We start from the raw sequence: 20,966 nt of genomic DNA, 5'->3' as shown, positions 1-20,966 counted from the left end.
GCCCGACAGCGGCAGGGCCGACGACCGGGCCACCCACGACCGGCGTGACGCCCGCTCCGACGGCCGTGGGGCGGAGGGGGCGGAGAGGAGGGCCCCTCCCCCGCCCCACGGCTCCGGTCAGTGCGCGCTCATCCCTCCTTCAGGCCGCTGAAGAAGTCCAGCGCCTCGGGGTTGGCCAGCGAGTCACGGCTGGCGACCCGGTCGGGGCTCTCCCCCATGAGGATGCGCTTGACGGGCACCTCCAGGACCTTGCCGGACAGGGTCCGGGGGACGGCGCTGATGGCGCGGACCCGGTCGGGGACGTGCCGGGGCGAGCAGTCGGTACGGATCCGGCGGGCGATCTCCCGGGGCAGGTCGCCCTCCAGGTCGGCGCCCTCCCGCAGGACGGTGAACAGCTCGATCCTGGAGGAGCCGTCGGGCTGGGGCACGTCCACCACCAGGGCGTCGACGACCTCGTCCAGGGCGAGGACGGCCCGGTAGATCTCGCTGGTGCCCATGCGGACGCCGCCGCGGTTGATGGTGGAGTCGGAGCGGCCGTAGATGATAGCGGTGCCGCGGTCGGTGATCTCGATCCAGTCGCCGTGCCGCCAGATGCCCGGGTAGACGGAGAAGTAGCTGTCGCGGAGGCGCTCGCCGCTCTCGTCGCCCCACAGGAAGAGGGGCATGGACGGGGCGGGCTGGGTGACCACGAGTTCGCCGACCTCGTTGACGAGTTCCCTGCCCTCGGGGTCCCAGGAGGCGACGGCCATGCCCAGGGCCCGGGACTGGATCTCGCCCTCGTGGACCGGCAGGGTGGGCGTGCCGCCGACCAGGCAGCTGCACACGTCGGTGCCGCCGGAGGTGGAGAACAGCCACAGGTCCTTGCCGAACTCCTCGTAGACCCAGGTGAAGGCCTCGGGGCTGAGCGGGGATCCGGTGGAGCCGACGGCCTTCAGGGCGGACAGGTCGCGGCCCTCGCGGGGGTGGACGCCCTCCTTCATGCAGGAGGAGAGGAACCCGGCGCTGGTGCCGAAGACGGTGACCCCGGCCTCGGCGGCCAGGTCCCACAGGGCCCCCAGGTCGGGAGCGGCGGGACTGCCGTCGTACAGGACGATGGAGGCGTCGGTCAGCAGCACGCTGACCAGGAAGTTCCACATCATCCACCCGGTGGTGGTGAACCAGAAGACCCGGTCGTGCTCCTGGGCGTCCAGGTGCAGGTGGAGGTTCTTGAGCTGTTCGAGGAGGATGCCGCCGTGCCCGTGGACGATGGCCTTGGGCAGGCCGGTGGTGCCCGAGGAGTAGAGCACCCACAGGGGGTGGTCGAAGGGGACGGGGGTGAACTCCAGTTCGGCCCCGGCGCCGGACTCCTCCATCCGGTCCCAGGGGAGGGTGCCGTCGAGGGTCCCGCCGGGGTGGAGGTAGTCGAGCAGGACGGTGTGCTCGACGGTGGGCAGGGCCGCGCGCAGCTCCTCCACGACCGGTCGGCGGTCGAAGTCCCTGCCCCCGTAGCGGTAACCGTCGACGGCGAGGAGGACCTTGGGCTCGATCTGCGCGAAGCGGTCGATGACGCTGCGCACGCCGAAGTCCGGGGAGCAGGAGGACCACACGGCGCCGAGGGAGGCCGTGGCGTAGAACGCGGCGACGGTCTCGGGCAGGTTGGGCAGGTAGGCGGCGACGCGGTCGCCGGGGCCCACCCCGAGTTCGCGCAGTCCCGCGGCGATGGCGGCGGTGCGGCGGCGCAGCTGCCCCCAGGTCCACTCGCCGAGTTCGCGCAGCTCGGTGGCGTGCCGGATGGCGACGCGGTCGTCGTCGCGGCCCTCGAAGAGGTGCCGGACGTAGTTGAGGGTGGCGCCGGGGAACCACTCGGCGCCGGGCATGGTCCTCGCGCCCAGGACCCGCTCGTAGGGGGTCTCGGAGCGGACTCCGAAGTACTCCCAGACCGACTCCCAGAAACCGTCGATGTCGGTGACCGACCAGCGCCACAGGGAGTCGTAGTCGAAGGACGCGGAGACGGTGTCCCCCTCCCCGAAGGCCCGGACTCCCCTGTTCTCCGCGGCCCACCGGGCGAACGCGACGATGTTGGCGGAGGCGGTCCTCTCCTCGTCGGGTTCCCAGAGCACACGGGGCACGCTGCTCTCAGTCATTGTCCGCCTTCCCAGTCGGGCTGTGTGTTGCTGTGAGACCCATCTAACAACACCCCATGTCCGGGGTTACACCCCGGCCCCGGGCTGACGGGAGCCCGGAGCCTTCGCCGAACGCGCAGGTCATCGCGGGGATGGCGCGACTGTGGGAAACCCACCCACGGGCGGGCGCGCGGGCGTGGGAGGCCGCCATTGACAGGCCACGAGACCACGCGGACGACCGATGACGGGATCTTTCGTCCACCGGGACCGCCCCGGGGAGGGGCGGCCGGGTCCGCCGTGGTCTCAGGCCCCGCGCAGCGCGGCCACGGCCGCCACCGGGGAGTCGACCACGAGGGAGCCGGTGGCCTCCAGGCGGTCGCGGGACATCAGTCCGCTGGTGACCAGGATGGGGTGGGCGCCGGCCTCACGGGCGGCGTGGGCGTCGTCGTCGATGTCGCCGATCAGCACGACCCGGGCCGGGTCGATGTCCTGCTCCCGGAGGTGGTGCACCAGGTGCTCGGCCTTGGAGTCGTGCTGGGTCCGGAACCGGCGGCCGTCCACCCGGGTGAAGTGCGCCGTCAGGCCGCGTTCGCTGATGAGCGGGACCAGGTGGTCGTGGGAGGCCATGGACAGCAGGGACTGGGTGCCCCCGCCGCGGGCCCACTCGTGCAGCACGTCGGGGACTCCCACGGTCAGCTCGCAGGAGGACAGCAGTTGCTGGTAGCTGCTGTCGTAGTGCTGTTCGGCCCGTTCCCACTCGCCGTCCTCGAAGGCGCGACCGAGGAGCTCCTCGTAGCAGGGGATGAGGGGGCGCCGGAAGACGGAGCGCCAGTGGTCCATCTCCACGGGATCACGGCCGAACAGCTCGCACACGGCGTTCACCGCCGCGAGGTTGGCGTGGTTGTCGTTCAGGAGGGTGCCGTTCCAGTCCCACACGATGTGGGTGATGTCGTGTCTGTCGAAAGTCGTCTCAGCCATTGACCGTAAGGTTACGGGCACCCGCCCCGGCCTGGGAATGCGTTCTCCGCCACCCGGACCGGGGTCCCGGTCCCCGGCGGGGGTGCGTCAGCCCGGATACGCCTCCCCGGCGGGGTCGCCGTCCTCCGCGTCCGTCCGCGCCCCGCTCCCGGCCTCGCGGCGTTCCCCGCGCAGACGGCGTCGGCGCCGGAGCATCCAGGCGCTCCACAGCACCATGAGCGGGAACACGACGAGGATGAGGACGGGCAGCAGGATGGCGGCCAGCGAGGTGAGGAGGCTGGCGACGTCCTCCAGGAAGGAGACGACCGGGGCCGCGCATCCGAGGGACAGGGAGTTGGCCACCGGTCGGGCCAGGGACTTGATCACGTGGAAGGCCAGGGAGACGAGCACGCCCGCGACCACCGCCCACCAGGAGATTCCGTCCCCGGTGGCGGCGGCCCCGGAGGCCGCCCCGGTGATCTCGCCGAGCTGCACGGTCGACGCGCCCGCGCCGAAGGTGATGCCGCCGGAGGTGGGGCGCACGACGGTCTGGATGGCGTCGTTGACGCTGTCGACCGCGGGGAACTTGTCCGCGAGGAACTCGACGACCAGGAGCACGGTGAGCACCACGAGGGTGACGGGGTGCTCGATCCACTGCCAGGACTCGCTGAGCGGGACCAGGTCGGTGAAGCGTGCGAGCAGTCCGACGAGGAGGAGGGGGATGTAGGCGTTGAGCCCCGCCGCGGTGGCCAGGCCCAGGCCGGTCAGTGTGGCGAACATGCGTTTCCTTCGTGCTCCGGTGGAGGCCGTGCGGTCACGCGTTCCCCGCACGGGGTGTACACGTGTTGACGCTCCAGGAACACGTACGGTTTCCGCCCGCCGGGCGTTACTGCCGGTAGTTCTCGACCTCGGAGACGGGTCGCGTCCGGGCCTCGTCGGGGTCCTGACCGGCCTCGCTCCGGGCGCGCCGCTGTCGGAGCAGGTCCCAGCACTGGTCGAGCGCCCTCTCCACCTCCTTCATACGGGACCGTTCGCTCGGGTCGAGTCCCCCGGAGGTGGAGCGGAGCGCGTGCTCCTCGTCGATCAGCCCCCGGATGGTGGCCATGATGTCGTTCTCGGCGCTGTCAGTCATACCGACATGGTCGGTTCGGATCGGGGCCCGGGCAAGGGTTTCGCCCCCGTGTTGTCCCGGAACGGACCCAATGTTGACGAGGGGCCCGGTCCGTGCGGACGGAACCCGTCCGCGTCGCGTCCCCTCCGTCGCCGGCCGGACGGTCCCGTTCGTCTGGGAAACTCCTACTACGGCCGTATCGGCGGCCACGCGGGCACGGGACGCGTACCGGCGGAATGCGTTCCCACACCCTGCCGTTGGATACGGTGAGGGGGTATGGCAATGGCACGCGAGCAGGAACGACACGGAAGCGGGAGCATGGCTGCGACCCACGGTTACAGTAACGACAAGCAGAGCCACATCAACCGGCTGCGCCGTATCGAGGGACAGATCCGCGGCCTCCAGCGGATGGTCGAGGACGACCAGTACTGCATCGACATCCTGACCCAGACATCGGCGGTGAACGCGGCACTGCGGTCCTTCGCGCTGTCCATGCTCGACGAGCACCTCAAGCACTGCGTGGCCCACGCGGTCGCCAGCGGCGGCGAGGAGGCGGACGAGAAGGTGCGCGAGGCCTCCGACGCGATCGCCCGCCTGGTCCGTTCCTGACCTCTCGCGGCCGACCGGCCGCGGGGCCCGCGTCCGGTCGGCCGCGCGCGGCGGCCCGGATCGGCCCTCAGTCCTCGCCGTAACGCGCGTACATGTTCTCCATCAGGCGGGCGCCCTCCCTGCGCGAGGACTCCGCGTCCAGGTAGTCGACCGACTCGTTGGCCACGAACGACGACGGCCTCCCGCCGTCGGCGAACCCCAGCCGCGAGATGTCGCCGCCGGTGAACATCCGGATCGCCCAGTTGGCCAGGATGCGCGCCCGCGCCGTGGTGGAGGGCACCGCCAGCGTGTGGTAACCGCGTGTGACGCCCAGGGCGGGCAGTCCGCTCAGCTCCATCTGCATGACGCGCGCGAGCGCGTCGTTGCCGCTCAGGTCCACCACCAGGCCCATGTCCTTGTGCCGGAACTCCCGCATCGGGCGCCCCAGGACGGACGAGACCACGTTCTCGGCCACGGTGGCCGCCTGGCGCGTGGCGTACTGGGCGGTCGGCGGGCAGTAGGCGTTCCCGTCCGAGATGTCGGGCACGGCCGCGGCGTCGCCGATCGCGAACACGTCGTCGTGGCCGGGCACCCTCAGGTCGGCGCCCACCTCCAGGCGGCCCTTCTGGGTGGGCTTGTCCAGGGTCTCCATGAGCGGGCTGGGCGAGACGCCCGCCGTCCAGATGAGGGTGCGGCAGGGCAGGGCGCGTCCGTCGGTGAGGACCACCTTGTCCGCGGTCACCTCGCGCACGGTCACCTTGAGTTTGACCTCGATGCCCATGGAGCGCATCAGGTCGAGCGCCTTGCGGCCGAGCCGGTCACCGAGTTCGGGCAGCACCTTGGGCGCGATGTCGATGAGGTGCCAGCGGATCACCGAGCGCAGTTCCGGATAGCGCCTGGCCGCCTCCTCGCAGAGCCGCATGAGCGAGGCCGCGGTCTCGACCCCGGTGTAGCCGCCGCCGACGACGACGAAGCGGCAGCGTTCCTCGCGTTCGATCGGGTCGCGGCTGTCGTTGGCCAGTTCCAGCTGGGCCAGGACGTGATCGCGCAGGAGCACCGCCTCGGCCAGGGTCTTGGCACCGTAGGCGTGCTCGGTGAGGCCCGGGATGTCGAAGGCCCGGGTGACCCCGCCGGGCGCCAGGACCAGGCGGTCGTAACGGACCGGGGAGAGTTCGCCGGTGGGGCGCCGCACGACGATGACGCGGTCCCGGGGGTCCACGCCGATGGCGTGTCCCGGGATGAGCCGGGTCTCCCTGGTCAGCCGGTGCACGGACATGGCGACCGACTGCGGTGTGAGCAGCCCGGAGGCCACCTGTGGCAGCAGCGGGCTGTAGAGCATGTAGTCGTGCGGGGCGACGAGGGCGATGTCCGCCGCGCCCGTCGGGATACGGCGTTCGAGGTGGCGCAGGGTGTGAAGACCACCGAAGCCCGCGCCGACCACCACGATCCGAGGCCGAGACATATGTACAGCACTCCTTCTGACGTGTCGTGGGGCGGGACGGCCGTGTGCGTTCCGTCAGGCCGTTGTGGCCGTTGAACGCAGCCCTACCCACATCACCGTGGCGAATGTATGGCTCCGGAGGGCGGATCAGGAGCTCCCACCCGCGGAGTGCCCGGGTCTTTGCCCCCTGTTGGCGGGCCTCTGGAAAGAGTGCGTGGGGCCCACGTCATGAAATCCCCCTGTGCGGGGAGGCTCATGGACATATGGTCACTATGTGTCACAGGATGCTCACGGCAGGTACTGCCATCTGACACGAAAGGAAGTGTGAGCACGTATGCGTGCGTTCACCAGGATCGCCGCCGCGACCGTCATGGCCGCCNCCGCGCACGTCCTCCCAGGCCACCTCCTCGGACGAGGAGGAGCGGGACTACGGGGTTCTCGGCCTGCTCCTCGGGGACTTCTTCGCGGAGGAGTCCGAACTGCCGACGGGCAGCACCGACGAGGCCTCCACCCAGGAGACCGGCACCGGTATGTAGGTGGCGCCGACGGCCGGGGCGGACCTTGACGGTCCGCCCCGGCCGCACTCGTCCATGACCCGGTCCGTATGCGCACGGCCCCGGTGCCGCCCGGATCCGGCCACACGCCGTCGGGGGGTGCGCACCGAGCACGGCACCCGGAACAGGGCCCGGGGAGCGGAGGACCAGTCGCGTGCCAAGGTTGGGTCCGCGTCGGACAAGTCGGCGGACCACCCGCGGTCACCCCTGGTAGACGTGGGCGGGGGCGCGGCCGGGACCGGCACGCCCCTGCCATCCGCTCTTCCCGTTGGGGGACAGGTATGTCCGGGAGCAAGGTCGTGCTCGAACAGGCGGCACGGGAGTTCGCCGACGCCAACGCACACGAGCCGTTCATCTACCAGCTGCCGCCCGAGGAGGGGCGGCGGGTCCTGGAGGACGTCCAGAGCGGCGAGGGCGTGCCCAAGCCGGAGGTGTCCGACGAGTGGACCGAGGTGGACGCCGGGGAGTTCGGCCGGGTACCGGTCCGTCTGGTCAGGCCCGCCGGGTCGACGGGCACGCTCCCGGTGATCCTCTACGTCCACGGTGCGGGGTGGGTGTTCGGCAGCGCGAACACCCACGACCGGCTCGTGCGCGAGCTGGCCGTCCGCACCGGCGCCGCCGTGGTCTTCCCCGAGTACTCGCGTTCGCCCGAGGCGAGGTACCCGGTCGCGATCGAGCAGAACCACGCCACGGCGCGGTGGGTGGTCGAGCACGGAGCGGAGAGGAACCTGGACGGCACGCGCATGGCGGTGTGCGGCGACTCGGTGGGCGGGAACATGTCCGCCGTGCTGGCGCTGATGGCCAAGGACCGCGGCGGTGTGGAGCTGCGGGGGCAGGCGCTGCTGTACCCGGTGACCGACGCCGACTTCGACACCGGGTCCTACCACCAGTTCGCCACGGGGTACTTCCTCAACCGTGACGGCATGAAGTGGTTCTGGGACCAGTACACGACCGACCCCGACCAGCGTGCGGAGGTCTACGCCTCACCGCTGCGGGCGTCGCTGGAACGGTTGCGCGGTCTGCCGCCCGCGATCGTGCTCAACGGCGAGGCGGACGTGCTGCGCGACGAGGGCGAGGCCTACGCCCGGCGTCTGCGCGAGGCCGGGGTACCGGTGACCGCCGCGCGCTTCCAGGGCATGATCCACGACTTCATGATGGTGGACAGCATGCGCGACACGCACGCCAACCAGGCCGCACTGCTGCTCACCTCGGACTTCCTGAGCCGGGTGCTGGAGACGCGCTCGACCGTTCCGCGCCAGCAGGCCGCCCGCGCCGGGGCCCACGCGCGCTGACGGAACCCGAGGGGCGGCGGGACCGCGGGACGCCCTCCCGCGGTCCCGCCGCGTCCGCGGCCCGGGACGCGTGTGTCAGCCGGGCACCGCGGAGGGGACGGTCAGGGCGGCCCGGCCCATCTCCAGCAGCAGCCGCGCCATGTGCTGGCGTGAGAGCTCGCCCCGGCTGTGCGGGGTGGAGTTGAGCAGCCCGAACACGGCGTGCACCGCGGCGCGCAGCACGGTGGCCGAGGCCCCGGGGCGCAGTTCGCCCAGTACGCCCACCCACTGTTCGACGTAGCCGCGCTGGAGGCGGCGTACCCGGCGCCGGTCCGCGTCGGTGAGGTTGCCCAGTTCCCGGTCGTGCACGGTGATCAGGGCGGGCTCGTCCAGCGCGAAGGCGATGTGCCCGCGCAGCAGCTCCTCCAGGGCCTCCTCCGCGTCCGCGGCCCCCGCCACCAGTTCCCGCCCCTGGCGTGCCAGCCGCTCGCTGATGTCCACCAGCACCTCGCCGAGCAGCGCCTGCTTGCCGCGGAAGTGCCGGTACAGGGCGGGGCCGGTGGTACCGACGGCGCGTCCGAGATCGTCGATGGACACCCCCCGGTAACCGCGTTCGGCGAAGAGTTCCGCCGCCGCGCCCAGGAGCGCCGTCCGCCGCTCGCCCACGGGTCTGCCCCCCATCCCGTTTCTTCCTCTCCCCCGGTGACGCGCCGGGCCCTGGACACCCATGTTAGTAGTTACTAACATCGCAGATGTTAGTGAGCATTAACACCCCTCCACGAGAGGACACCATGAGCAGGGCATCTGTGCTCGGCACGGCGGTGGACACCGCCGGTCCCGCGTTCGCCGCCAACGACGCGGCGAACCGCGCCCTCGCCCTGGAGCTGCGCGAGCGGATCGCCACCGCGGCACTGGGCGGCCCGGAGAAGACCCGGGCACGACACGTCGAACGCGGCAAACTCCTGCCGCGCGACCGTGTCGACCTCCTCCTGGACCCCGGTTCCCCCTTCCTGGAGATCGCCCCCCTGGCCGCGTACGGCCTCTACGGCGCGGACGGGCATGACGCCCCCGGCGCCGGGATGATCGCGGGAGTGGGCCGGGTCATGGGCCGCCCGACGGTCGTGGTCGCCAACGACGCCACGGTCAAGGGCGGCAGCTACTACCCCATGACCGTCAAGAAGCACCTGCGCGCCCAGGAGGTGGCGCTGCACAACAGGCTGCCGTGCGTCTACCTCGCCGACTCCGGCGGCGCGTTCCTGCCCATGCAGGACGACGTGTTCCCCGACCGCGAGCACTTCGGCCGGATCTTCTACAACCAGGCCACCATGTCGCGGCTGGGCATCCCGCAGATCGCGGCGGTGCTGGGCTCGTGCACCGCGGGCGGCGCCTACGTTCCCGCGATGAGCGACGAGGCGGTCATCGTGCGCGAGCAGGGAACGATCTTCCTGGGCGGTCCGCCCCTGGTCAGGGCCGCCACCGGCGAGGTCGTCACCGCCGAGGAACTGGGCGGCGGCGACCTGCACTCGCGGGTCTCGGGGGTCACCGACCACCTGGCCGACGACGACGCGCACGCCCTCTCCATCGTCCGGAACATCGCCGACACCCTCGGCCCGCGGGAGGCCCCGGCGTGGGAGGTGCGCGAGCCCCGTCCCCCGGTCCTGGACCCCGAGGAGCTGTACGGGGTGGTGCCCTCCGACACCCGCACCCCCTACGACGTGCGCGAGGTCATCGGCCGCGTGGTGGACGGCAGCGAGTTCACCGAGTTCAAGGCCGAGTACGGCACCACCCTGGTCACCGGGTTCGCCCACATCCACGGCCACCCGGTGGGCGTCATCGCCAACAACGGCATCCTGTTCGCCGAGTCCGCGCTCAAGGGCGCCCACTTCATCGAACTGTGCGACCGGCGCTCGATCCCGCTGGTCTTCCTCCAGAACATCTCCGGGTTCATGGTCGGCCGGGACTACGAGGCGGGCGGCATCGCCAAGCACGGGGCCAAGATGGTCACCGCCGTGGCCTGCGCACGGGTCCCCAAGTTCACCGTGGTCGTCGGCGGCTCCTTCGGCGCGGGCAACTACAGCATGTGCGGCCGGGCCTACTCGCCCCGGTTCCTGTGGATGTGGCCCAACGCCCGCATCTCGGTGATGGGCGGCGAGCAGGCCGCCTCGGTGCTGTCCACCGTCCGGCGCGACCAGATGGCCGCCCGCGGCGAGGAGTGGTCCGCCGAGGACGAGGAGGCCTTCAAGGCGCCCGTCCGCGACCAGTACGAGGAACAGGGCAGCCCCTACTACTCCACCGCGCGCCTGTGGGACGACGGCGTCATCGACCCCGCCGACACCCGCGACGTGCTCGCCATGGCCCTGTCCGCCGCCCGCCACGCGCCGCTGGAGCCGGTGGGCTACGGCGTCTTCCGGATGTGAGGAACCCTTGACCACGACACCACACAGCACACGGAGCGGCCACGGGCCCGCGCGCGTCCTGGTCGCCAACCGGGGCGAGATCGCGCTGCGCGTCATGCGCACCCTGCGCCGCATGGGCATCAGTCCGGTCGCCGTGCACACCGACGCCGACGCCGAGGCCCCGCACACCCTCGCCGCCGACCTGGCGCTCCGGGTGGAGCACTACCTGGACGCCGACGCGATCGTCGCCCTGGCCCTGGACAGCGGCGCCACCGGCGTGCACCCCGGCTACGGCTTCCTGTCCGAGAACGCCGACTTCGCCCGCGCCTGCACCGACTCCGGGCTGGTCTTCGTCGGCCCTCCCGCCTCCGCGATCGAGGCCATGGGCGACAAGATCCGCGCCAAGGACACCGTGGCCGCCGCAGGGGTGCCCGTCCTGGGCGGGTTCACCGAGAAGCCCGGGCAGCCCCTGGGCGACGACGAACTGCTGCGCGCGGCCGAGGAGACCGGCTATCCGCTGCTCATCAAGCCCTCCGCCGGCGGCGGCGGCAAGGGCATGCGGGCCGTCCACTCCCCCGACACCCTGCTCGCCGACGCGGCGGCCGCCCGGCGCGAGGCGCTCGCCTCCTTCGGCGACTCCACCCTCCTGGTGGAGAAGCTGGTCCAGCGACCGCGCCACATCGAGATCCAGGTCATGGCCGACACCCACGGCAACGTCGTGCACCTGGGTGAGCGCGAGTGCAGCCTGCAACGCCGACACCAGAAGGTGGTGGAGGAGGCGCCCTCCCCCCTGCTCACCGACGCCCAGCGCACCCGGATGGGCGAGGCCGCCGTGGCCGCCGCCCGTTCCTGCGGATACGTGGGCGCGGGCACGGTGGAGTTCATCGCCGAGACGGGCCCCGACGGTGAGCTGTCCTTCTCCTTCCTGGAGATGAACACGCGGTTGCAGGTGGAGCACCCGGTCACCGAGGAGGTCGTCGCGGTGCGCGGCGAGCGCGGCGTGGACCTGGTGGAACTCCAGCTCCACGTGGCCTACGGGGAGGAACTGCCCTTCACCCAGGAGGAGGTGTCCTGGGTCGGGCACGCGGTGGAGTCACGCGTCTACGCCGAGGACGCCGACCGGGGTTTCCTGCCCTCCGGCGGGCCGGTCCTGTCGCTCGTCGAGCCCCGGGGCCACGAGGTCCGGGTGGACTCGGGGATCGCCGAGGGAGGAAGGATCACCTCCGACTTCGACCCGATGCTCGCCAAGGTGATCACCTGGGGACCGGATCGGGCCCAGGCGCTGCGTCGGATGGACCGCGCCCTGGCCGGATACCTGCTGCTGGGGTGCGTCACCAACACCGCCTTCCTGCGCCGCCTGCTGCGCCATCCGCGCGTGGTGGCCGGTGACCTGAGCACCGACCTCATCGCCTCCGACCCGCCCGAGCCCGCTCCCGGGAGCGTTCCGCACGAGGTCTACGCGGCGGCGGCCCTGGACCACCAGTTGGACCTGAAGGAGCCCGTCACCGCGGACCGCTTCGCCGTCTCCGACGGGTGGCGCATGGGGGAACCGGCGTGGACGTCGTGGCGGCTGCGGGCGCCCCGACACGACTCGGCGGTCGTGCGTGTGCGGCCCGTGGGCCGGGACACGTACCGGGTGAGCGTGAACGGCGAGGAACCCGTCGCTGCCCGGGTCAGCCGTTCTCCCGACAACGCCTGGCTCAGGGTCACCTACGCGGGCCGTCGCAGCACCTACGTGCGTGCCCACGACCCGGCCACGGAGCACCGTTGGCTGGGCACGGACGGCACCACCTGGGCCCTGCACGAGGAACCCGTCGCGTCCGCCCTGCGCGATGACGACGCCGCCGCCGACGGCACCGTGCGCAGCCCCATGCCCGGGACGGTGCTCTCCGTCCCGGTGGAGGTGGGGCAGACGGTGAGCGCGGGGACACCGCTCGCCGTCGTCGAGGCCATGAAGATGGAGCACTCCGTGCCCTCACCGATCGACGGAACCGTCGCGACCGTGGCGGTGCGCCCGGGCGCTTCCGTACCCATGGACGCCGTCCTGGTCACCGTCGAACCCGTCAGGGAGGCGTCCGCCGACACCCCGTCGGACGCGCCCGTACCCGCCACCAGCGAGGAGTCGCAGAAATGAGCCGTCACCAGTTGTCGACCGAGCACGCCGACCTGCGGGCCGCCGTGGAGGAGTTCGCCCGAAGCGAGGTCGCCCCGGTCATCGGCGACTACTACGAGCGGGAGGCGTTCCCGTACGAGATCATCGCCGGGATGGGCCGGATGGGCCTGTTCGGGCTGCCGTTCCCCGAGGAGCACGGGGGCATGGGCGGTGACTACTTCGCCCTGTGCCTGGCGCTGGAGGAGCTGGCCCGGGTGGACTCGTCGGTGGCGATCACGCTGGAGGCGGGGGTGTCGTTGGGCGCGATGCCGATCTTCCGGTTCGGCACCGAGGAGCAGAAGAAGACCCACCTTCCCCGGCTGTGCTCGGGTGAGGCGTTGGGGGCGTTCGGGCTGACCGAGCCGGACGGCGGCTCCGACGCGGGCGCCACGAAGACCACGGCCCGCCTGGAGGACGGCGAGTGGGTGATCAACGGGACGAAGTCCTTCATCACCAACTCGGGCACGGACATCACCGCGCTGGTGACCGTGACCGCCGTGACGGGGCGCCGTGAGGACGGGCGGCCGGAGATCTCCTCGATCCTGGTCCCCAGGGGCACGCCGGGCTTCTCCGTGGGCCAGAAGTACTCCAAGGTGGGGTGGAACGCCTCCGACACCAACGAGCTGGTGTTCGAGGACTGCCGGGTGCCCGAGGCGAACCTGGTCGGTGAGCGCGGACGCGGGTACGCGCAGTTCCTGCGGATCCTGGACGAGGGCCGCATCGCCATCGCGGCGCTGTCGGTGGGTCTGGCGCAGGGATGCGTGGACGAGAGCGTGCGCTACGCCCACGAGCGCCACGCCTTCGGCAACCCGATCGGCGGCTACCAGGCGATCCAGTTCAAGATCGCGGAGATGGAGTCGCGGGCGCACACCGCGCGCCTGGCCTACTACGACGCGGCCTCGCGCATGCTGGCGGGCGAGCCCTTCAAGAAGGAGGCCGCGGTCGCCAAGTTGGTGGCGTCCAACGCGGCCATGGACAACGCGCGCGACGCGACTCAGGTGTTCGGCGGTTACGGGTTCATGAACGACTACCCGGTGGGCCGCTTCTACCGGGACGCCAAGATCCTGGAGGTGGGCGAGGGCACCAGCGAGGTGCAGAAGATGCTCATCGCCCGCGAGCTGGGCCTGCCCGCTTAGCGCCGCCTCTGTTTCCCACCGACGGCCGCGCCGTGTCTCCGGACGCGGCGCGGCCGTCCGTGGCCGATTCCGGACAGCCATCACCCTGCGTTGTAGGCGAATGACGAAAGGTGGGGAAAAGGGCGGGGAAATCCGTGCGGCAACGCGCGCGAAGGGCGGGAAAAGCCCGGATGAGAAGCCCTTTCACGCAGGTGGTGACCGCCTGTGGACCCTTGGTGACGGCGGTGCGGCGCCTGGTGCGGGTAGACATGAACGGAATGCGCGAGTTCAGTGAACTCCGAGTGCCGCCGGGGAACAACACCCAGGGGTGACAAGTACCCGGAATCAACACAGAATGGACTCGTACGGCCAGCGGGGTCCGTTGTTCTCCGCCCCGGCCCCGCCGGGCCCGCCACGGGCCCACGTCCGCCCACATCCCCCTGCCGGAGGAGACACCGGATGGAAGGTGCCCTGCCCGCGATCGCGCTCGTCGTCGTTGTCATGGCGGCTGGCACGGTGGTGGTCGCCGCGCACTTCCGCAAGGAACGTGCCACCGAGTTGCGCGTATGGGCACGTGAGCGCGGGTGGACCTACACCGAACACCTCCCGAACCCCCTGGGGGAGGCCACCCTTCCCCGGTCCACCCTGGGAGCGCACCCGCGTGCGCAGCACGTCCTGACCGGGCGGCGCGGCCAACACCTGGTCGTGGCCTTCGAGCAGACCCACACGGTGGGCAGGGGAGCGGACAGGGTCCGCCGCGTCCACCGTGTGGTGGCCGTGCGCACCCCCGGTCCCAACGCCGATCTCCAGATCCTGCGCAGGCGGGACCGCGGTGCCTCCGACGACGCCTTCGACAGCGCCTTCCACACGGAGGGCGACGACCCCGCGTTCACCGGGGCCGTGCTCGACGGCGTGGTCACCAGGTGGCTGCTGGCCGACCCCCGGTCGCGGTCCCTCCCCGTACGCTTCAGCGGGGACTACGTCCTCACCTGGACGGCCATGCGCCTGGACCCCGACCGCGCCCTGACCGCCGCCGACTACCTGATCGCCCTCGTGGAGCGGGTTCCCGCCGAGGCCTGGAAGCGGCGCGCCCCGGGCCGGTGAGCGGCGCCGCGGCCTCCGCACCGCCTGAGCAGCGGAGCCGACCCCGGGGGCAGATATGATCCGCCTTGCCCCGTAGCAACAAGGAGTAGCACCCTCATGAGCGACCCGAACGCGACCCACCGCATCTCGCGCGCGGACCTGTTCCGCGACGACGATGAGGAGGAGACCACCCAGGACCCCAACGCGACCGCGCGCATCTCGCGCGCGGACCTGTTCGGGGACGACGAGGAGCCCTCCGCGCCGAACGAGCGGCGCTGACCCGAGACGACGAAGCGCCCGTCCGGTCTCCCGGACGGGCGCTTCCCGTCTGTCCGGCCCACGCGGCCGGAACGATGTCCTAGCGGCGCTCGCGGACGGCGGCCACGATCTCGGCCACCGCCTCGTCCAGCGGCACGCCGTTGTTCTGCGAGCCGTCCCGGTAGCGGAAGGACACCGCGTTCTTGCTGACGTCCTCGTCACCGGCCAGCAGCATGAAGGGCACCTTCTGCTTCTGGGCGTTGCGGATCTTCTTCTGCATGCGGTCGTCGCTGGCGTCCACCTCGACGCGGACGCCCTCCGCCCGCAGCCTGGCGGCGAGCTCGTTCAGGTAGGGCACGTGCTCGTCGGCGATGGGGATGCCGACCGCCTGCACCGGCGCCAGCCAGGCCGGGAACGCACCCGCGTAGTGCTCCAGCAGGACGGCGAAGAACCGCTCGATGGAGCCGAACAGGGCGCGGTGGATCACCACCGGGCGCTGACGTGAGCCGTCGGCGGCGGTGTACTCCAGGTCGAAACGTTCGGGCATGTTGAAGTCCACCTGGATGGTGGACATCTGCCAGGTGCGGCCGATGGCGTCCCTGGCCTGCACCGAGATCTTGGGACCGTAGAAGGCGGCGCCGCCCGGGTCCATGACCAGCTCCAGGCCCTGCTTCTGGGCGGCCTCGCGCAGGGTCTCGGTGGACTCCTCCCAGATCTCGTCGGTACCGACGTACTTCTCCGGGTCCTTGGTGGACAGCTCCAGGTAGAAGTCGTCCAGGCCGTAGTCGCGCAGCAGGTCGAGCACGAAGGTCAGCAGCGAGTCGAGCTCGCCGGCCATCTGCTCCTTGGTGCAGTAGATGTGGGAGTCGTCCTGGGTGAAGCCCCGGGCCCGGGTCAGGCCGTGCACCACGCCCGACTTCTCGTACCGGTACACGGTGCCGAACTCGAACAGGCGCAGCGGCAGCTCACGGTAGGAGCGCCCGCGCGCGTCGAAGATCAGGTGGTGCATCGGGCAGTTCATCGGCTTGAGGTAGTAGTCCTGGCCGCCGTCGAGCTGCATGGGCGGGTACATCCCGTCCGCGTACCAGTCCAGGTGCCCCGACTTCTCGAACAGGGTGCCCTTGGTTGCGTGCGGGGTGTAGACGAACTCGTAGCCGTCCTCCTCGTGCCGCCTGCGCGAGTAGTCCTCCATCACCCGGCGGACGACGCCGCCCTTGGGGTGGAAGACCGCCAGGCCCGAACCGATCTCGTCCGGGATGGAGAACAGGTCGAGTTCGGAACCGAGCTTGCGGTGGTCGCGCTTCTCGGCCTCCTCCAGGAAGGTCAGATACGCCTTGAGGGCGTCCTTGCTCTCCCACGCGGTGCCGTAGACGCGCTGCAGCTGCGGGTTGGTCTCCTTGCCGCGCCAGTAGGCCGCGGCGGTGCGCATGAGCTTGAACGCCGGGATGACCCGGGTGGTGGGCAGGTGCGGGCCGCGGCACAGGTCCTTCCAGCACAGCTCGCCGGTGCGCGGGTGGACGTTGTCGTAGATGGTGAGCTCTCCGGCCCCGACCTCGACGCCGGCCCCCTCGGCGGCCTCGGTGGCGCCGCCCTTGAGCCCGATCAGCTCCAGCTTGTAGGGCTCGGTGGCCAGCTCGGCGCGGGCGTCCTCCTCGGAGACGACGCGGCGGTCGAAGCGCTGTCCCTGCTTGACGATCTGCTGCATCCGCTTCTCGATGCTCTTCAGGTCGGCGGGGGTGAAGGGCTCGGCGACGTCGAAGTCGTAGTAGAAGCCGTTCTCCACGGGCGGGCCGATGCCCAGCCTGGCCTCGGGGAAGAGCTCCTGGACGGCCTGGGCGAGCACGTGCGCGGTGGAGTGGCGCAGGATCGCCCGCCCCTCCTCGGAGTCGATGGTGATCGGCTCGACGGCGTCCCCGTCGTGCAGTTCCCGGGCGAGGTCACGCGGCTCTCCGTTGACCAGCGCCGCGATGACGGTCTTCCCGTCGGCCTCCAGCGCCTGCCCCGCCGTAGTGGTGGCCGCCACCGCACGCGGGGTTCCGGCGAGGGTGATGTGCAGCTCAGGCGCGGCGGACACGGTGACTCCTAGAAAGACGTGGATCGCTGTCGANNNNCGGCCGGACGTGCTTCCTCCGATGCTATCGGCTCCGGAGCGGCCCCACCCCGGTTGTCCACAACCCGGGGCCCGGTTCCGGCGGCACGGAGCGCGTGGTGGGACGGCGCGTCCGCGCCCCCCCTGCGCGGCTCCCGGGGCCGGGGACGGGAGATTCGGCCAGAGACGAGGACCACATCGGACATACCCGGGTGAGGGCCAAGGAGGAGGGGCATAAAGCCAAACGGGAGGCTGTTATGCCAGGGAACGTCACGTTTCCGGAGGCTGTCCACACCCTTACGAAAGACCATTGATCCCGGTACCGAGATCGGTAAAAATCAACGGACAGTCTGTTCACCGCCCCCAGTTGACCCGAATGCACCCACTCGCTTCGACCGAATACTGTGAGCGCATGTCACCGAGCCCACCGACCGGCCCACCGGCCCCGGAGACATCCCCGAGCAACCGCACCCGTGCGCGCAGGTGGCGGCGGCTACGAGCACGACTACGTCTGTTCCGCAGGCGCATGCACACCCACCCGGTCCTGCACCTGCCCTGGCGCGTCCTGGTGGGCGTCGTCGGCGTCCTGGTGATCCTGGCCGGGTTCGTCATGATGGTCGTCCCCGGCCCGGGCCTCGCCTCCGTCATCCTCGGCCTGGTGATCCTCAGTACCGAGTTCCGGTGGGCCCGGCTCGTGGTGCGACCCGCCCAGAGGTGGTTCCACCGCGCGGAGCGGTACGGGATGCGCCTCAAGGAGGAGTTCTTCCGACGCCTCCGGGAGCGCAGGAGGGCGCGACGCGGACGCCCGCTCCCCGAGACCCCCGAGTAGGAACCGGACACGTGAGCCGGAGCACCTCGGCGGCACGGCTCGGCGTCGACACGCGGTGCCGTGGACCGCCCCGGAACACCGGCTCCCGAGGGAATGGCGAGACGGCTCCGTGGGTAGGTGGCGGTCTCCGGGTGGGACCACCGCGAACGTACGCGGGAGTCCGATGGCCAGGCCCGGAAAGGACGGCGGGACGCCCTGTGAGGCGGCCCGGGCCACCGGAGGAGACCCGGAGGAGACACCGTCTCGAAGCCAGGAGGTTCGGGACGACCCGGAAAAGCGACGAGACGGCCCGCTCGCGCTCTCCCGCGCTCGCTGGACCGTCTCGGATTCGGGTGGGCGATACTGGACTCGAACCAGTGACCTCGTCGGTGTGAACGACGCGCTCTAGCCAACTGAGCTAATCGCCCCGAGTTGTTGCTCCGTGTCCGCCCCGTCGGCCGGACAAGAAAGACTCTAGCGCATGTTCGGGGGTGCTCGGCGCACATGGCGCCTCTCGGCGAACACCACACCACGTGATGGAGGTCACATTACCCTTTCAAGGGGTTCGTGGGAGTGTCCCTCCTGGGCCCCGATCCCCGCAGTGATAAGGAGTTCCCGCCCCCGTGGACCCGTCGAGCAGCACCTCCTCATTACCTCCGCGTGACGTGGGACACCCGACATGGGGAAATCTTTGGTTTCTCCTGGTCATTACAGTGACGAAGGATCGTGAAGCCGCACGGCGGCACGCCGGGCCCGCTCGACGGGGAGCGAGACCTCCGATCCTTCCCACCAAGAAAGCCTCCGTACTCGCGTCATGCTCCGCGGGAAGCCGCGTTGGAGCCAGTGAGACGGCAACCGACCCGCGCCGCAACAGCAAGGCCGGACGAGAAAAGGTTTGGCGAACATGAACAGTAGCGACACCACTGCCACCGCCGAGCTGGGCCTGCGGCTCGTGGTCCCGGAACGCACGGCGGTCCCCCTGGTCGCGCGCCTGGACTACAGCGCGGACGACCCGTACGCGATTCGGGTCGCCTTCCACACCGGCGAGGACAACCCCGTCGAGTGGATCTTCGCCCGCGAGCTCCTGACCGTCGGCATCGTGCGCCCCGTCGGCGAGGGCGACGTCCGCGTGTGGCCCTCCAAGGACGACAACGGCGACCGCAGCGTGAGCATCGCGCTCTCCTCACCCTTCGGGCAGGCCGAGTTCGACACCCAGGTCTCCCCCCTGGCCGAGTTCCTGCACCGGACCTACGAGATCGTGCCCGCTGGCCAGGAGGGCCAGTTCGTGGACCTCGACGAGGAGATCCAGCAGCACCTCCACTCCTGAACCCACACCTGAGGGGGCGGCGCGCGACGCGCCGCCCCCTCAGCCATGTCCGGGGGTCCTCCCGGTCAGGGATCGATGTCGGCGGCGGAACGCTCGGCGAACACCGCCATGGCCTTGGCCGTGACCGGCCCGGGCCCCTCCGAGACCCGCCGGTCGTCGATGTGCAGGATCGGCTGCACGTCGCGCCCCGTGGAGGTCAGGAAGGCCTCGGTGACCTCGGGGAGGCGCCCCATCGGGACGTCCTCCTCCTCACCCCCGAACCACTCCAGGACGAGTTCCCGGGTGATGCCCGCCAACGGCCCGGCCGACAGCGGCGGGGTGACCAGCCTGCCGTCCAGCACCACGAAGACGTTGCTGCCGGTGCCCTCGCACAGGTTGCCGCTCACGTTGCGGAAGACCGCCTCGCTGGCGCCGTGCCGCTTGGCGTGGGCCAGGGCGCGCACGTTGTCGGCGTAGGAGGTGGTCTTGAGCCCCGCCAGGGCGCCGAACTCGTTGCGCGGCCAGGGGGCCAGCGCCACGTCGGTGTGCGGAGCGATCCCGGGGAAGGGCCCCAGGGCCACGATGGCGGTCTGCTCTCCCGGGGCGCGGTCCGAGCCCAGCGGCCCGGCGCCGTCGGTGACCGTGATGCGCACCCGGGCGTCGGGCAGGTCCGGGTTGGCGGCCACCGCCCGTGAGACGCCGTCGGCGATCAGTTCCAGATCGGGCTCGGCCATGCCCAGGCCCCTGGCGGAGCGGGCCAACCGCCTCAGGTGGCGGGTGAGGGCGAAGGGGCGGCCCTCGCGGGACCGCACGGTCTCGAAGACCCCGTCCCCCACCGTGATCCCGTGGTCGACCACGGGGATGCGCGCCTCGCTCTCGTCGACGACGGTGCCGCGGCCGTATCCGGCACCCGCGATCCACACCCTCATTTCCCACCCCCACGTTCTCAGGAGCCCAGGTAGGGCCGGTGTTCCCCCGATCCTCCCACCTCGGCGGCGCTCCGTGGTCCGGCTTCTCCCCTAACCCCACGTCCCCGGGTTGGCAAGGCCCGTGACCGGCACCGGCCGCTGGTCCGGTCCGTACTTCCGTGGAATCGCCGTATCCGGACTGGTCACGCGCTTCGGCTCCGGAGGCGGCCCACCCGGAATCCGCCGTGGCGGCCGGACAGATAAGTTACGAATGACTATCATCTGGGCAACGCTTATGCGGGACCGGTGGCAGCTGATCGGGCCCCTCCCCCATGCCCTCGGCGGCGGCCCGCAGCGCGCGTGTCCCGACGCACGACGACCGACAGAGCAAAGAGAGCCATGACCCCACCGAGTACCGCCCGCGGAGAGCTCAGCTGGCTGCTGGACGACCTCCTCACCCGTGCCTCCGGTACGCAACACGCCATCGTCCTGTCCACCGACGGGCTCCTCATGGCCACCTCCAGCGGACTGGACCGTCCCGCCGCCGAACACCTGTCCGCGATCGCCTCGGGGCTGCACAGTCTCGCGGGGGGCGCGAGCAAGCAGTTCTCGGCGGGGGGCATCCGACAGAGCATCATCGAGATGGACCGCGCCTTCCTGTTCGTGGCGGCGGCGGGCGAGGGCGCCTGCATGGCGCTGATGTCGGACTCCGACAGCGACGTGGGTCTGATCGCCTACGAGATGAACAAGGTGATCGAGAGGGTCGGCCAGTACCTCTCGGCTCCTCCCCGCCCCGACATGCCCTCCTCCTCCGCGCACGTGGAGAA

The 20,966-nt window shown here is 71.0% G+C and carries 18 protein-coding genes and 1 tRNA gene; 10 read left to right on the top strand and 9 right to left on the bottom strand.

Annotated features, from left to right (window positions below):
• Positions 1-128: 128 nt before the first annotated feature.
• The 4 genes from D455_RS0118835 to D455_RS0118820 all read right to left on the bottom strand — a co-directional run bounded on the left by D455_RS0118835 (position 129) and on the right by D455_RS0118820 (position 4,191).
• Positions 129-2,123 (bottom strand): acetoacetate--CoA ligase, encoded by a 1,995-nt coding sequence (locus D455_RS0118835; protein ID WP_026122765.1) that lies wholly within the window; start codon positions 2,121-2,123, stop codon positions 129-131.
• Between the two features lie 282 nt (positions 2,124-2,405).
• Positions 2,406-3,080, bottom strand: a complete 675-nt coding sequence (locus tag D455_RS0118830; protein ID WP_017572259.1) for an HAD family hydrolase — start codon at positions 3,078-3,080, stop codon at positions 2,406-2,408.
• A gap of 87 nt (positions 3,081-3,167) precedes the next feature.
• Positions 3,168-3,839, bottom strand: a complete 672-nt coding sequence (locus tag D455_RS0118825) for a DUF4126 domain-containing protein (protein ID WP_017572258.1) — start codon at positions 3,837-3,839, stop codon at positions 3,168-3,170.
• A 106-nt stretch (positions 3,840-3,945) separates the two neighbouring features.
• Positions 3,946-4,191, bottom strand: a complete 246-nt coding sequence (locus D455_RS0118820) for a DUF2630 family protein (RefSeq protein WP_017572257.1) — start codon at positions 4,189-4,191, stop codon at positions 3,946-3,948.
• 297 nt (positions 4,192-4,488) lie between these two features.
• On the opposite strand from D455_RS0118820, the gene D455_RS0118815 reads away from it, so the two are divergent.
• Complete coding sequence (locus D455_RS0118815) at positions 4,489-4,779, top strand: metal-sensitive transcriptional regulator (protein ID WP_026122764.1); 291 nt, start codon at positions 4,489-4,491, stop codon at positions 4,777-4,779.
• Positions 4,780-4,846: 67 nt separating this feature from the next.
• On the opposite strand, the gene D455_RS0118810 is transcribed toward D455_RS0118815, so the two are convergent.
• On the bottom strand, positions 4,847-6,220 hold the full coding sequence (locus D455_RS0118810) for an NAD(P)/FAD-dependent oxidoreductase (RefSeq protein ID WP_040684976.1): 1,374 nt from the start codon (positions 6,218-6,220) through the stop codon (positions 4,847-4,849).
• Positions 6,221-7,034: 814 nt separating this feature from the next.
• Between D455_RS0118810 and D455_RS0118800 the strand changes: the two genes are divergently transcribed.
• Positions 7,035-8,045, top strand: coding sequence for an alpha/beta hydrolase (locus tag D455_RS0118800; protein ID WP_017572253.1), 1,011 nt, complete (start codon positions 7,035-7,037; stop codon positions 8,043-8,045).
• A 75-nt stretch (positions 8,046-8,120) separates the two neighbouring features.
• Here the strand turns inward: D455_RS0118800 and D455_RS0118795 are convergent, their stop codons facing one another.
• Complete coding sequence (locus tag D455_RS0118795; RefSeq protein ID WP_017572252.1) at positions 8,121-8,705, bottom strand: SACE_7040 family transcriptional regulator; 585 nt, start codon at positions 8,703-8,705, stop codon at positions 8,121-8,123.
• Positions 8,706-8,830: 125 nt separating this feature from the next.
• On the opposite strand from D455_RS0118795, the gene D455_RS0118790 reads away from it, so the two are divergent.
• The 5 genes from D455_RS0118790 to D455_RS34590 all read left to right on the top strand — a co-directional run bounded on the left by D455_RS0118790 (position 8,831) and on the right by D455_RS34590 (position 15,049).
• Complete coding sequence (locus D455_RS0118790) at positions 8,831-10,441, top strand: carboxyl transferase domain-containing protein (RefSeq protein ID WP_017572251.1); 1,611 nt, start codon at positions 8,831-8,833, stop codon at positions 10,439-10,441.
• A 7-nt stretch (positions 10,442-10,448) separates the two neighbouring features.
• Positions 10,449-12,554 carry an acetyl/propionyl/methylcrotonyl-CoA carboxylase subunit alpha gene (locus tag D455_RS0118785; protein ID WP_017572250.1) on the top strand — a complete coding sequence of 702 codons (2,106 nt, stop codon included), beginning with the start codon at positions 10,449-10,451 and terminating at the stop codon, positions 12,552-12,554.
• On the top strand, positions 12,551-13,708 hold the full coding sequence (locus tag D455_RS0118780) for an acyl-CoA dehydrogenase family protein (protein WP_017572249.1): 1,158 nt from the start codon (positions 12,551-12,553) through the stop codon (positions 13,706-13,708). Before D455_RS0118785 ends, D455_RS0118780 begins: the two co-directional genes overlap by 4 nt.
• A 438-nt stretch (positions 13,709-14,146) precedes the next feature.
• The gene (locus D455_RS0118775; protein ID WP_017572248.1) at positions 14,147-14,791 is read left to right on the top strand and encodes a hypothetical protein; all 645 of its coding nucleotides are present in this window, start codon (positions 14,147-14,149) and stop codon (positions 14,789-14,791) included.
• A gap of 96 nt (positions 14,792-14,887) precedes the next feature.
• Positions 14,888-15,049 (top strand): hypothetical protein, encoded by a 162-nt coding sequence (locus D455_RS34590; protein WP_017572247.1) that lies wholly within the window; start codon positions 14,888-14,890, stop codon positions 15,047-15,049.
• Positions 15,050-15,128: 79 nt separating this feature from the next.
• Here the strand turns inward: D455_RS34590 and thrS are convergent, their stop codons facing one another.
• Positions 15,129-17,102, bottom strand: a complete 1,974-nt coding sequence (gene thrS, locus D455_RS0118765) for a threonine--tRNA ligase (protein WP_017572246.1) — start codon at positions 17,100-17,102, stop codon at positions 15,129-15,131.
• Between the two features lie 541 nt (positions 17,103-17,643).
• On the opposite strand from thrS, the gene D455_RS0118760 reads away from it, so the two are divergent.
• Complete coding sequence (locus D455_RS0118760) at positions 17,644-17,946, top strand: PGPGW domain-containing protein (RefSeq protein ID WP_017572245.1); 303 nt, start codon at positions 17,644-17,646, stop codon at positions 17,944-17,946.
• 333 nt (positions 17,947-18,279) lie between these two features.
• On the opposite strand, the gene D455_RS0118755 is transcribed toward D455_RS0118760, so the two are convergent.
• Positions 18,280-18,353: transfer RNA gene (locus D455_RS0118755), tRNA-Val, on the bottom strand.
• Between the two features lie 476 nt (positions 18,354-18,829).
• Between D455_RS0118755 and D455_RS0118750 the strand changes: the two genes are divergently transcribed.
• Positions 18,830-19,252 (top strand): SsgA family sporulation/cell division regulator, encoded by a 423-nt coding sequence (locus tag D455_RS0118750; protein ID WP_017572244.1) that lies wholly within the window; start codon positions 18,830-18,832, stop codon positions 19,250-19,252.
• Positions 19,253-19,317: 65 nt separating this feature from the next.
• Here the strand turns inward: D455_RS0118750 and D455_RS0118745 are convergent, their stop codons facing one another.
• Positions 19,318-20,160: an aminotransferase class IV gene (locus D455_RS0118745; RefSeq protein WP_017572243.1), complete on the bottom strand. Its 843-nt coding sequence runs from the start codon at positions 20,158-20,160 to the stop codon at positions 19,318-19,320.
• 378 nt (positions 20,161-20,538) lie between these two features.
• Between D455_RS0118745 and D455_RS0118740 the strand changes: the two genes are divergently transcribed.
• Positions 20,539-20,966: roadblock/LC7 domain-containing protein (locus D455_RS0118740; protein WP_017572242.1), on the top strand; the 428-nt coding region annotated here is incomplete at its 3' end.

This window comes from Nocardiopsis halotolerans DSM 44410, assembly GCF_000341065.1.
In the GTDB taxonomy this organism is placed as follows: Bacteria; Actinomycetota; Actinomycetes; order Streptosporangiales; family Streptosporangiaceae; genus Nocardiopsis; species Nocardiopsis halotolerans.
Note: the sequence above shows the minus strand (reverse complement) of the source record. Positions and strands in the feature narration are given on the sequence as shown.

Excerpts from the sequence above, each read along its gene's own strand:
- D455_RS0118835 (WP_026122765.1), bottom strand. The coding sequence starts at position 2,123 with ATGACTGAGAGCAGCGTGCCCCGTGTGCTCTGGGAACCCGACGAGGAG.
- D455_RS0118830 (WP_017572259.1), bottom strand. The coding sequence starts at position 3,080 with ATGGCTGAGACGACTTTCGACAGACACGACATCACCCACATCGTGTGG.
- D455_RS0118825 (WP_017572258.1), bottom strand. The coding sequence starts at position 3,839 with ATGTTCGCCACACTGACCGGCCTGGGCCTGGCCACCGCGGCGGGGCTC.
- D455_RS0118820 (WP_017572257.1), bottom strand. The coding sequence starts at position 4,191 with ATGACTGACAGCGCCGAGAACGACATCATGGCCACCATCCGGGGGCTG.
- D455_RS0118815 (WP_026122764.1), top strand. The coding sequence starts at position 4,489 with ATGGCTGCGACCCACGGTTACAGTAACGACAAGCAGAGCCACATCAAC.
- D455_RS0118810 (WP_040684976.1), bottom strand. The coding sequence starts at position 6,220 with ATGTCTCGGCCTCGGATCGTGGTGGTCGGCGCGGGCTTCGGTGGTCTT.
- D455_RS0118800 (WP_017572253.1), top strand. The coding sequence starts at position 7,035 with ATGTCCGGGAGCAAGGTCGTGCTCGAACAGGCGGCACGGGAGTTCGCC.
- D455_RS0118795 (WP_017572252.1), bottom strand. The coding sequence starts at position 8,705 with ATGGGGGGCAGACCCGTGGGCGAGCGGCGGACGGCGCTCCTGGGCGCG.
- D455_RS0118780 (WP_017572249.1), top strand. The coding sequence starts at position 12,551 with ATGAGCCGTCACCAGTTGTCGACCGAGCACGCCGACCTGCGGGCCGCC.
- D455_RS0118775 (WP_017572248.1), top strand. The coding sequence starts at position 14,147 with ATGGAAGGTGCCCTGCCCGCGATCGCGCTCGTCGTCGTTGTCATGGCG.
- D455_RS34590 (WP_017572247.1), top strand. The coding sequence starts at position 14,888 with ATGAGCGACCCGAACGCGACCCACCGCATCTCGCGCGCGGACCTGTTC.
- D455_RS0118760 (WP_017572245.1), top strand. The coding sequence starts at position 17,644 with ATGCACACCCACCCGGTCCTGCACCTGCCCTGGCGCGTCCTGGTGGGC.
- D455_RS0118750 (WP_017572244.1), top strand. The coding sequence starts at position 18,830 with ATGAACAGTAGCGACACCACTGCCACCGCCGAGCTGGGCCTGCGGCTC.
- D455_RS0118745 (WP_017572243.1), bottom strand. The coding sequence starts at position 20,160 with ATGAGGGTGTGGATCGCGGGTGCCGGATACGGCCGCGGCACCGTCGTC.